The sequence below is a fragment of the Sporomusa aerivorans genome (assembly GCF_041428895.1).
GTDB classification, from domain to species: Bacteria; Bacillota; Negativicutes; order Sporomusales; family Sporomusaceae; genus Sporomusa; species Sporomusa aerivorans.
Window position 1 is genome coordinate 6,085,107 of sequence record NZ_CP156926.1, and the last position, 11,786, is coordinate 6,096,892.

Genomic DNA, 11,786 nt, shown 5'->3' on the forward strand with positions numbered 1-11,786 from the left:
CGCCTTGCATTGCGACAAAATCTACGCCATCCAAACCTACTATCCAATCCTGGCTTTTGCCGGCTTTTTCCGATAAACCAGGCAAATACCCCCGCCATGTATCATCACATGCGCTTATTTTATTGCATAATTGCTGCAGTATTATTAACAATAGACAACATAAGGAGGTACACACCCATGGCTGATGAAACTACCAGAGACAACTACCCGCTGTCTTTCGATGAAACAGAAGGCGCCCTCAGCCCCCGCGAAGCTATTGCCGAGGCCAAGCGGTGTTTAAACTGTAAAAATCCCCTTTGCCGTACAGGCTGTCCCATTGAGAATGAAATACCTCTGTTTATCGCAGCTCTGGCTAAGGGCAATGTTGGCGAAGCCAGCCAAATAATCGCCCGTCGCAGCAACCTCCCTGCCGTATGCGGCCGAGTCTGCCCCCACGAAAAACAATGTGAGGGGGCCTGCGTCCTGTCGAAAAAGGGGAAAGGTATCCAAATCGGGAAGTTGGAACAATTTATTGCCGATTTTGACGCTGAAATGGAGCTAACCACTCACACTCCGCCAGCTTCCTATATCGGCAAAGTTGCAGTTATCGGTTCCGGACCCGCCGGACTGACCGTGGCCGGCGACCTGGCCAAACTTGGCTATCAGGTCACTATCTTCGAGGGACAGACCGAGCCGGGCGGTGTCTTAATGTATGGAATACCTGATTTTCGTTTGAATAAAGATGTTGTCAGGCGGGAAATCAAACGCATTGAACGGCTGGGAGTCAAGTTCAATACCGAGGTTCTGGTTGGGCCGGACATTACGATTGATGAACTGTTCATCGACGGCTATGACGCTATTTTCATCGGCACAGGCACAGCCCTGCCCCGCATTCTTGAAGTTCCCGGCAACACATTGTCCGGCGTACTTCAGGCCAGCTACTTTTTGCAAATGGTGGCTCTGGCGAGGGCTGGCAAGGTTGATCACAAAGAGATTCCGGTAAAACTGGGAGACAAAGTTGTTGTAATCGGCGCCGGCAACGTAGGCATGGACGCTGCCCGGACCGCCATTCGTCTGGGGGCGAGAGCCAGTGTTGTCTATCACCGCACCGTGAAAGAAATCACAGCCCTGCCTTCGGAATATCAGCAAGCCTGCGAAGAGGGCGTGGAGTTCATTTGGCTGGCCAGCACCAAGAAATTTTTAGGCGAGGATAAGCTTACCGGACTTGAATATGAGGTCATGGAGATAGAAAGTGATAAGCATATCCATGGAACAGGGCGGATAGAAACCCTTAGCGCCGACAAAGTGATTTTGGCCATTGGCCAGCGTCCGGCAGCCCGTATTGTTTCCACGACAACAGGTATTGAGGTCAACGAACAAGGTTATGTAAAGACTAAAGACCGTCCATATGGCATGACTACCCGGCGCGGTGTTTTTGCCGGCGGTGACGTTGTTCACGAACCGGCCACGGTGGTTCTGGCCATGAAAGAAGCCAAACGGGTGGCCCAGGGAATCGCCATGTATATCGAAGCCAAAAAGCTTCTGGAAGAATGCGGTGTATAAGAGTGCACATCTGGCTACCTGCTTAGCGAAAGCGCAAGCGCCTTATACTATAAAGGACTTATACTTTTTTGCAGCATAAAACAGCCGCCGAGACCCGCTTGCGGGCCCGGCGGCTGTTTTTAGTTTCTTTTTTCATGCATATTGCTATTTCCAAGCTTAGCCCTGATAGCCCTTACAATCTCACGGGCAAACGGGCCCAAGTCATTGTCGGCGTAAGCCTTTAATATCCCGGCTGCAACCTGTCTGATAGCGCTTTTGATGACCTCGGAATTGGCGTACGGCTGTGACCGGAGTGTTTCTTCAATCAGCACGGCTGCTGTCAATGCTTTCTCGGCTGCCTGTGTATTTATATATGTAACACTGTCAGCATGACCGAGAATTATTCTGCCAGCCGGGGCTAATATCTCCCGGGCCAAGGCGGCAAGTTCCGCCGGGTGCTCATCGACAATGATCACCGGCTCAGCTCCCAGCGCCATTTCCCGCGCCTGGGCGACAAACTTGGCCCCAATACACTTTACTTGCGGCCGGGCTGTCATTGTTAATACGTGCTGGGCTACATTTGTGGCCACGTTGATAATGTTCAGCGGGCGCTCCATCTGGTTAAAGTCTTTTATTAAACTAATTACTTCCCGGTCAGGCACAACCAGAATAATTGCACCCCATTCAGCCAGTTCCTCAATACTGCCGGCGGCAGAGACACCCAGCTCGCCGGCGGCTGCCTGCGAGCGGCCTTCATTACGGTCATATAGCTTTAATGCAACATGCCCGGCTAATTTACCGGCCAATACTCTGCCCATTCGCCCGACACCAATCAAACCCACTTGTTTCATTTGCCTTAAGTCACCTCGTCTATAGGTTACGTTCCCTGCCCAGCCTTCATACAATACAGTAAGTTCTCTGTAATATATGCCCAAGTCCGGCAAGTGGTGCCAACTGGCCTGTTCAAGAAATTAACCGGGAATTAATAAATTGCTAACATACTAACGCAAGACCGCAAGTACAATTTAATATATAGGCAATAGCCCCGAACCATTTGCCGCAGCTTTTTCAGATGGCGAGATAAGAAAAGACTTGGCTTGTGCCAAGTCCTTCAGGACGCCGGCAGAAGCCTTAGTCGTTCTTACTTATTATCAGAAGGGGATACTTTCTGATAATGTAAAAAAGGGGGATGAATCTTTGATTAAGTATTACGTGTTAGATACTAATGTGTTATTACACTCTCCCTACGCGATCACTGCCTTTAACGAGCACACGGTGATCCTTCCCGAAGTCGTATTAGAGGAACTGGACCGGTTTAAATCCGAAACCAGTGAGCGCGGAGCCAACAGCCGGCTGGTCAGCCGAATGATCGACAATCTCAGGGCACAAGGCAACCTGTTAGCCGGTGTATCCTTAAATGACCACGGCGGACTTGTGCGCATTGAGGCCAATCATCTTGATACCCAGATACCTGCCTATTGGGACAAAACCAAGCCTGACAACCGCATCCTGCAAGTATGCAAGGGCCTTGCCGAAGACAATCTTTCCACCATCCTAGTCAGCCGTGATACCAACATGCGGGTCAAAGCGGCTATTCTTGGTATTCAGGCGGAAGACTTCCGCAACGAAAAAGTAGCCAGCGTCGAGGAACAATATACCGGACGGGCTATCGTATATACCTCTTCCGACATAATCAATGCCTTCCATCAGGATGATGGCAATTATATTGATCCTGATGTTCTCAGGGTGTTTGACGAAGCCAGCCACACTATGGTTCCCATTCAACTGGTAACAAACCAGTTCCTGTTAATCCGTTCTTCTGAGAAAGACCGCCATACCGCTCTCGGGCGTTTTGACGGTCAAAAAGTTGTGCATCTAAGATATCGCAGCCGTAATCCCTTCGGCGTTTCTCCCCGCAATGTTGGGCAGGTGTTTATGCAGGAATGCCTGATGCTAAGTGCGGAAGAAGCGCCGCTTGTTATTATCAAAGGTCCGGCCGGCACAGCCAAAACCTTCTATTCACTGGCGGTCGGCCTCTACAACCATCTGGACTGCCGCCCGCGAGCCTACCACCATCTATTGATATGCCGGCCAAATGTGCCTATGGATGAAGACCTTGGCTACCTGCCCGGTTCAGAGCAAGACAAGATAGATCCCTACATGCGCGCCATCCGCGACAACCTGTTCACCCTCATGTCCGGCCATAACATGACAGAGCCTAAAGAAATCGAACAGGCTGAAGATACCGTGCAGATGCTATTTGACAAACACATTATTCAGACTGAAGCACTGGCTTACCAGCGAGGCCGCTCATTGCAGAAATACTGGATAATTCTTGATGAAATGCAGAATTCAACCCCGCGTCAGGCTAAAGGTGTCATAACGCGCCCCGGCCTGGGCACTAAAATCATTCTGCTGGGTGATCCTGAGCAAATCGATCACCCCTTCCTGGACAGCCGCACTAATGGCCTGGTCTATGCCGCCGAGAAGATGAAAGGCAGCAAATTATGCTTCCAGGTAACTTTAGAACATGATGAATGCGAACGTTCGCCGCTGGCGGCAGAAGCTTCGCTGCGTCTGTAGGAAATTGCAAACCCGCCCCTTCCGGGGCGGGTTTGCTGTTACTGCAATTACTGTATGAAGAGCTTAATGAGCGCCAGCCCCAGCCCGGCCACCCCGCCGACAACTACTCCGTTAATCCTGACCCAGTCCAGGTCATCGCCGGCCTTATCCTCAATAAACGCATTTAGATCTTCATCGGAAAGTTTTTGCAGTGCGCGGCGAGCCATCAGGCCGACAAGATAATGTTCCTGCTCGGAAATAGTAAAGAGCAGCGTTTTTAAATATTCCTCGGCTTGGAGCTGGAGTGAGCCATTAGTTTGAAACTGCTGCCAGCAGTGCAGTGTTTGTTCTGTCAGCCAGTCGGCCAAAGCCAGCCGGTAACCGGAAGGCTGCTTCAGCGCAGCCAGTACGCTTTCGGCTAAAACAGTTAAGGGTACTGCCAGGTTCATTCTTGTCAATTGCCCGTTCTTCCAGTCGTTGACGGCCTCCTCCCACTCATCGGTAGTCAGTTTCTCCAATATATGCTTAAGCTCACTCTGAAACCAGAGCCGTACCGGGTGTTCTTCCTCCATAAGCTCATCGATAATATCAATTAATTCTTTCTGCAGAACAATCGCCGCATCTTTCAGGTTGATCCCGTCTATACTTTCCAGGAAACCGGTAACAACGGCAGACAGCCAGTTTTTCCGGGCGGTGTTTTGTTTAAGATCCTTTAGATAATCGTAAATAGTGTCACGGGTTTTATCCCGCCGCACCACTTCAGCCAACTCATCCATAATGGCCTTGTACACATCACTGCCTTTGCCCTCAGCCAATGCCCAGCCGATGATAGCCGCCAAATGCGGCACTACCGACTGACGTCTTAGCGCTAGTTTAAGCACACGCTCGCCATATCTGGCAGCAGCACTGGGGTCCAGTGTTTCCGCCACTTCCGCCAGTAGTTTGTCTATAGCTGACCTGACGCCGGCGCGAACATCATTTCTTTGCGCGTATGTCATTATTTTTTCCAGCAAATTGGCCTGACTAAGCCGCCCTTTGATAGCCTGTTTACTTAAGAAATCCCGTTCAACAGCCGCGGATAAGGCGTCAATAATACGTTTGCGGTTGCGGGGAACAAGAGCAGTGTGGTAAGAAAAACCCAGTGGCTTACGGAAAAATGCCGTGACTGCAAACCAATCGGCCACACCACCGGCCAGACTGGCTTCTGTTACGGTAAGAAATATGCTTGCCAGCCAACTGCCCGGATAATAAAATTTCAACGTCAGCGCCGCGGCAAACATGCCGGCAGCGCAGGTCAAAACCATATTGGCCCTGCGTTTCCCTGCTCTCATGGCGAAACTCCGGCTGCCTGTGCCAGAACAAACAACACCATGCCAACAAGTCCGCCGACAATAGAGCCATTGATCCGAATCATCTGCAAATCATTCATGACTTTCCCCTCGATATAGGCCACCAGCTCCTCATTGCTAAAACCCTCCAGATAGGTGGTAACAATCTGGCCAATTTCACCCTGATTCTTGTTTACCCAGTCGGCCAGCCAGGCGGCAAGATACGTATCCAGCCGCTCCCTTCTGGCGGCATCTTCCGTTACTTCTCCCACAAACCTGACTGCTTGCTTGACAGTCCACTTTGCTCCGCCGGCGACAAATTCAGGATGATCGGCCGGCAACTCAGCCAAACTTTCAACCAGTTTGGCCATAAGCGGCTTAAACTCACTCTCAGCTTTTTCCGCCAGGGCTGTGTCACCCTGCAGACTGGCGGCGCCCTCGCTCACCAAGTCAAGCAAACGCAATCGTACAGGATGATCTGATTCCTGTATTTCTGTCAGGAAAATTACAATCTTCTCCTGGATAATACCTGCCACGGTAACCGGATCAAGATTCAGCAAACTTTCCAGCAGCCAGCCTACCAGCTTGCGCTGGTTCTGTTTGGCGGCATATGCTTTTAGTGCACTCTCGTAAATATCACTAATCAGCTTTTCCATATAGGGCTCTTTAACCAGGTATTTGATTTCATCAAGAATGCCATCTACCAGCTTATCAATAAAGCCATGCGCTACCGACCACTCCAGGGCTTGACCGGCAAGGGGGGCAATCCGCACCTTATCCCGATGCTCCTTGAGCAGCAAATCCAGAGCCGCCGCAACCCTGTCGGGCCCTAGGCCGCACATGGCGTCGCGCATAACGCCCTCAGCCAATACATACAAACGCTGTCTGGCATCAGGCTGAGCAGCATGGTTTAACAGCATACGGGCTAAGCCGGCCTCAGCCAATGTCTCCTTAATCGTTGCAGCCGTAACAATTTCTTCCTCTACCATTTTGACGATGGCCTGAAAAATTCGCTCACGGTTGCGGGGTATGATAGCGGTTCGGTAGGAAATATTAAGCGGCTTGCGAAATAAAGCGGTCACAGCGTACCAGTCGGCCAGTCCGCCAATCATTGCGGCCCCAAAACCACTGTTAATCAAGCCACCCCAAAAATTATAATGCCAGGGATAGCTCAGGCAAAAGCCGGCAGCAGCGGCAAACAAGGTCAGTCCTGCTTTATTGCTGTTATCAATATGCACTGTTATCACCTTCCCGCCAGTGTCTTTCTGGTCCAGTCTGGCCCCCAGTTTATCCTCTTTCCAAAAGATTCTAAGGCCTCCTTCTTAAAACGGCATTCTTAGAACAGATAAGTCCCGGAGTAAGACGTAAGCATTTAGAGAGGGTATGTCCCAACATAGAAATACGATTACTTCATATCCAACTATTGAAAGGTATGCCTTAGAGTGCCGATTTGTGCATTTATGATACATAACCAATGTACATCGTCTATTATCCGTACCCGTTAGGACCCAGGGCGGCAGCCCGCCTTTGCCAGTCAGTCGCCGGATACTGTATAATAGGGTAAACTTATTGCAAGGAGAAGAGGCAATGTCTATTATACAATGGCTGGTACACGCAATCACCGGCTGCCCAAAAACCAGTCTGGATCATACTATGTACGGTATAACCCATTGTCGCAGTTGCGGCCGGGTTAGCTTTATCTCCGACACCCTTCCCAAAATCACGCGGTTCAAGATACCCACCCGCTTTGGCTACCGTTAATTGACCCCGAACCTCGGGGGCTCTACAGAATCAGTCGTTTGGTCATAAGCCTTACGGCCAGCGGCATCAATACAATCGCAATAACCATAAGTACCCCGGCATGCACCAGCAGGCCGGGGTTGGTATTTCCCAGGGCTAAAGCCCGGCATACTTCTACACTGTGATAAATAGGATTTACCCAAGCCGCCGTCTGCGCCCAGCCAGGCATAGAGTTGATGGGAAAAAAGACCCCGGAAAAAAGGTACGCCGGGGTCAAAAATAGCGTAACATAATAATTGAAATTGTCAATATTGGTCGTTATCCCGGTGTAGCACATCGCCAGCAACGAAAACGTCAGACCCGGGAGGGCCAAAAACACGGGAATCAGCAGTGCCCACCCGGACCGGACCTGCCCCAGTACACTAATTACCGTAAGAATAACCATGCCAAACAGCATACTCTTAAACGTGGCATACAGAATATCGCCGGCAACAATATCACGGACAGTAACCGGCCCTGCCAGCATAGCCTGAAACGTTTTTTGGTAATGCAATCTGATAAAACTGCCGTATGTACACTCAAAGGAAGCGGCAAACATGGCCGAGGAAGCCACCATCCCCGGTGCAATATACTGAATATACGCCAAGCCGTCAATATCCTGCACAAAACTCCCCAGGCCATACCCCATAGCCGAGAGATAAAGCAGCGGCTCAATAAAGTTAAACATAATATTGGTAAACCATATTTTCTTAAATACTGCCATATGGCGGGCGAATACACGCAAAGTAGCCATTTATCCTTCTCCCCCCATACCGGTAAGCTTCAAAAATACATCCTCAAGATTGGCAGGCCGTACTAAACAAACATGCTTTGGCAAACCCCATTCTTCCAGACTGTGGCATAAGGTCTCCCCTTGCACCGCATAAAGAAACACCCCGTCCACAACCCGGACAACCTGTCCTCCCAGTTCGGCTACCTTGTCCTCCAGTCCAGCCGGCAAGCGTGACAGCGGTAAATGGACTTCTATGGCATATGGCAAAACCTGCTCGGCAATAAGTTCCTGCGGACTGCCTTCAGCCAGAATAACGCCTTCATGCATGATGACAAGCCTGTCGCATAATTGTACGGCCTCCTCCATATAATGGGTGGTCAGAATAAGTGTTACACCGCTGTCTTTAAGACTTCTCAGCTTCTGCCACACCAGGTGTCTGGCCTGCGGGTCAAGGCCGGTAGTCGGTTCGTCCAGTATAATGATCTCCGGTCTGTTAAGGAGTGCCCGGGCAATGACCAGACGCCGTTTCAGGCCGCCCGACAAACTGTCGACAGAACTGTTTTCTTTACCCTCAAGCCCCATAAATGCTAGTAAATCCCGACCTCTGACCTGGGCTTCCGACCGGCTGAGGCCAAAAATCAAACCATACACTGCCAGATTCTCAAGCACTGTCAAATCATCATCCAGATTGTCTTCCTGGGGCACGACGCCCAATCTGGCTTTCAGGGCCGGCGCCGTGAGCCTGACAGCCTCGTTAAAAAGCCACAGCTTTCCTTCCTCTACGGTAGACATGCCGTACATCATCCGCATTGTTGTGGTCTTACCTGCGCCATTATGGCCTAAAAAGCCGTAGCATTCTCCGGCTTTAATGGCAAAAGAAATTCCTTTCAGCGCCTGGAAGCCGTTATATGTCTTGCCCAGGTTTTCAGCCCTGACAACAGTTGCCGTCATAAATACCCATCCTCCCAAAACAAAAAAGCAGTTGTATCTATATGATACCAACTGCTCTTTTAAAAATCCACCGGAATCTGGAATTTGCCAATACTCTTCTTATATCCTTTAAATATCCACATACGAATCCATGGCCCCGCCCGGAGCAATCATGGGTATAACCAAATCCTGTGTGGCGATATTGGCAACAAGCAGGGACGGCCCTTGCCGTTCCCAGGCAGTTTTTAGAATCTGGCTGAACTCGTCCGGGGTATTGGCTACTGCCGCCGGAATGCCAAAAGCACCGGCAAAGGCTGTAAAATCCATAGGCGCAGGCAGCAAAGATGCCGAGTAACGTTTTTCAAAAAAACAATGCTGCAGCTGCCTGACCATACCTAAACTTTGGTTGTTGATCACAATTGATATAATGGGCAGCCGTTCCGCCGCTACGGTATAAAGCTCACAGCCGGTCATTTTCAGTGAACCGTCACCAACAATGTGAATAACCCGCTTATCCGGCCTGGCCATTTGCGCCCCTAACGCCGCCGGCAAGCCAAAACCCATGGCGCCGAGACCGCCTGACGTCAGAAACCCCCGCTGGCTGTTTACCTTGAGATCTTGCGCCGCCCACATCTGGTGCTGGCCAACATCAGTAACGTAAATAACATCTTCCCCGGCCAGTTGTGTATTCAAAGCTGCCATAACGCCGGCTGCCGACAGCTCATCCTCACTTACAGGCAACTGACAGGCAGCTTGCCAGTCCCGGATAGTTGCCCACCAGGCGGACAGATCGCCGGGCACGACTTCCCTGGTAAGCGCAGTTAGAATACCATTCATCTCACCGACCAGCGGCACAGCGGCATCAACATTCTTGTGCACTTCAGCCGGGTCAATATCGATGTGAATAATGGTTTTACCGGCAGCATACCGGGCCCGGTCACCGGTTACCCGGTCATTGAACCGGCTGCCTGTCACTATCAGCACATCGGCCGCATGCACGGCATGATTGGCCTGCTTAAGTCCGTGCAGTCCGGTCATTCCCAGCAAATTAGGGTGCCGCCCCGGCAGGGCGCCAATACCCATCAGTGTAGTGACGACCGGCAGGGCGCATTGTTCCGAAAACTTGGCCAGCGCCTGGCCGGCGCTGGCATTGATACAGCCGCCCCCGGCGATAATAACCGGTCTTTCGGCGGCGCTGACAGCAGCGGCTGCTTTGCTGATAAGCGCCGGCAAATCCGGCGACTGGCGGACTAACGACTGGCGGGAATACTCGGTCTCCAAATCGCTAAAATCATGCGTATTGGCTTGAATATCCCGCGGAATGTCAACAAGCACCGGCCCGGGACGGCCTGAGCGGGCGATGGAGAAGGCGCGCCGCAGGGTGTCGGTCAGCTTGCTGATATCTTTAACCAGAAAGTTGTGTTTGGTAATAGGCATGGTAATCCCGGTAATATCAATTTCCTGAAAAGCATCCCGGCCGATTAAACTGGTCTGCACCTGACCGGTGATGGCTACCACCGGTACCGAATCCATGAAAGCGGCTGCCAGACCGGTTACCAGATTGGTGGCTCCCGGCCCTGAGGTGGCAATGCATACACCTGCCTGGCCACTGGCTCTGGCATATCCGTCCGCAGCATGGGCGGCCCCCTGCTCATGTACAGTCAACACATGACGGACAGGCGAGCCATACAGCGCATCATACAGCGGCAAAATAGTCCCGCCGGGATACCCGAATACCGTGTCCACCCCTTCTTTTATCAGGCATTTCACAATAGCCTGCGCCCCTGTCATGAGCATAGATTATCACCCCAGCCTTGCAATTACTTCTTCTGTCATCTCGTCAGTAGTAACCTTGGTAAAACCTTGTTGATAAATATCAGCAGTACGGTAACCGTCCGCCAGGACCTGTTCAACCGCTTTCTCAATCATGGCTGCCGCTTGTTCGCTGCCCAGCGAATACCTGAACATCATGGCTGCCGACAAAATAGTCCCGAGCGGATTGGCAATTCCCTGGCCGGCAATATCGGGGGCCGAACCATGAATGGGCTCGTATAAGCCGGTGCCGTCACCCAGACTGGCCGAAGGCAGGAGGCCAATCGAACCTGTCAGTACAGCAGCTTCATCACTTAAAATATCGCCAAACAGATTGCTGGTAACAATAACATCAAAACTGCCGGGGTTAAGCACCAACTGCATGGCACAGTTGTCAACATACATATGGTTAAGTTCCACCTGAGTAAAACCCGCCGCAACCTCACCCGCAACCTTGCGCCACAGGCGGGAGGTCGCCAAAACATTGGCCTTATCCACAGACATGACCTTGCCTTTACGGCTTATGGCCGCCCGGCAGGCCAGGCGAACAATACGTTCAATTTCCGGCCGGCTGTACATTTCATTATCACAGGCTTGTTCTACGCCGTTAATCACCGCGGCTTCCTGCCGGGCGCCAAAATAAATGCCGCCGGTCAGTTCGCGCACAATGACAATGTCTACGCTGTTGACAATCTCCGGCTTTAACGGGGATTGGTTAGCCAGCGCGGAAAACGCCTTGACCGGTCGCAGGTTGGCATACAGCCCCAGTGCCTTGCGCAACCCCAGGATGGCCTTCTCTGCTCGAAGCTCCGGGGAAACGTGATCCCATTTAGGACCGCCGACGGCGCCTAGCAGTACACCGTCGGCCTTGCGGCAGGCCTCGACCGTTTCTTCAGGCAGCGGCACACCAAACTGATCAATAGCCGCACCACCGGCTTGTTTATTTTCATGGGTAAAGCTAAAATCAACTTTATCAGCAGCCGCTTGCGTCACCCGGAGCGCAGCAGCGGTAATTTCCGCGCCAATACCGTCACCGGGGATAACTACGATATGCTTACTCATTTTGCCCCTCCCTAACCCTGCTTGGTAAGAGAGATTGCCCCGCTGGCGCTGACAATGAC

10 protein-coding genes are annotated in these 11,786 nt (G+C 51.5%); 3 read left to right on the top strand and 7 right to left on the bottom strand.

Annotated elements, in window-relative coordinates; genetic code table 11:
- The first annotated feature begins 177 nt into the window (after positions 1–177).
- Positions 178–1,542, top strand: a complete 1,365-nt coding sequence (locus SATMO3_RS28990; RefSeq protein WP_371374658.1) for an NAD(P)-dependent oxidoreductase — start codon at positions 178–180, stop codon at positions 1,540–1,542.
- 119 nt (positions 1,543–1,661) lie between these two features.
- Here the strand turns inward: SATMO3_RS28990 and SATMO3_RS28995 are convergent, their stop codons facing one another.
- Positions 1,662–2,372, bottom strand: a complete 711-nt coding sequence (locus SATMO3_RS28995; RefSeq protein ID WP_371374661.1) for an NAD(P)-binding domain-containing protein — start codon at positions 2,370–2,372, stop codon at positions 1,662–1,664.
- A 346-nt stretch (positions 2,373–2,718) separates the two neighbouring features.
- On the opposite strand from SATMO3_RS28995, the gene SATMO3_RS29000 reads away from it, so the two are divergent.
- The gene (locus tag SATMO3_RS29000) at positions 2,719–4,104 is read left to right on the top strand and encodes a PhoH family protein (protein WP_371374664.1); all 1,386 of its coding nucleotides are present in this window, start codon (positions 2,719–2,721) and stop codon (positions 4,102–4,104) included.
- Positions 4,105–4,151: 47 nt separating this feature from the next.
- Here the strand turns inward: SATMO3_RS29000 and SATMO3_RS29005 are convergent, their stop codons facing one another.
- On the bottom strand, positions 4,152–5,414 hold the full coding sequence (locus tag SATMO3_RS29005) for a DUF445 family protein (protein ID WP_371374667.1): 1,263 nt from the start codon (positions 5,412–5,414) through the stop codon (positions 4,152–4,154).
- The gene (locus SATMO3_RS29010) at positions 5,411–6,649 is read right to left on the bottom strand and encodes a DUF445 domain-containing protein (protein ID WP_371374670.1); all 1,239 of its coding nucleotides are present in this window, start codon (positions 6,647–6,649) and stop codon (positions 5,411–5,413) included. Before SATMO3_RS29010 ends, SATMO3_RS29005 begins: the two co-directional genes overlap by 4 nt.
- Before the next feature lie 349 nt (positions 6,650–6,998).
- Between SATMO3_RS29010 and SATMO3_RS29015 the strand changes: the two genes are divergently transcribed.
- Positions 6,999–7,172 carry a hypothetical protein gene (locus SATMO3_RS29015; protein ID WP_371374672.1) on the top strand — a complete coding sequence of 58 codons (174 nt, stop codon included), beginning with the start codon at positions 6,999–7,001 and terminating at the stop codon, positions 7,170–7,172.
- A 22-nt stretch (positions 7,173–7,194) separates the two neighbouring features.
- On the opposite strand, the gene SATMO3_RS29020 is transcribed toward SATMO3_RS29015, so the two are convergent.
- The 4 genes from SATMO3_RS29020 to leuB form a co-directional block, all read right to left on the bottom strand.
- On the bottom strand, positions 7,195–7,944 hold the full coding sequence (locus tag SATMO3_RS29020; protein ID WP_371374675.1) for an ABC transporter permease: 750 nt from the start codon (positions 7,942–7,944) through the stop codon (positions 7,195–7,197).
- The gene (locus tag SATMO3_RS29025; protein ID WP_371374678.1) at positions 7,945–8,874 is read right to left on the bottom strand and encodes an ABC transporter ATP-binding protein; all 930 of its coding nucleotides are present in this window, start codon (positions 8,872–8,874) and stop codon (positions 7,945–7,947) included. It lies immediately after the preceding gene.
- A gap of 108 nt (positions 8,875–8,982) precedes the next feature.
- The gene (gene ilvB, locus SATMO3_RS29030; RefSeq protein WP_371381818.1) at positions 8,983–10,644 is read right to left on the bottom strand and encodes a biosynthetic-type acetolactate synthase large subunit; all 1,662 of its coding nucleotides are present in this window, start codon (positions 10,642–10,644) and stop codon (positions 8,983–8,985) included.
- Positions 10,645–10,656: 12 nt separating this feature from the next.
- A complete protein-coding gene (leuB, locus tag SATMO3_RS29035; protein ID WP_371374681.1) occupies positions 10,657–11,727 on the bottom strand; it encodes a 3-isopropylmalate dehydrogenase in 1,071 nt (356 codons plus the stop codon).
- Between the last annotated feature and the right edge of the window lie 59 nt (positions 11,728–11,786).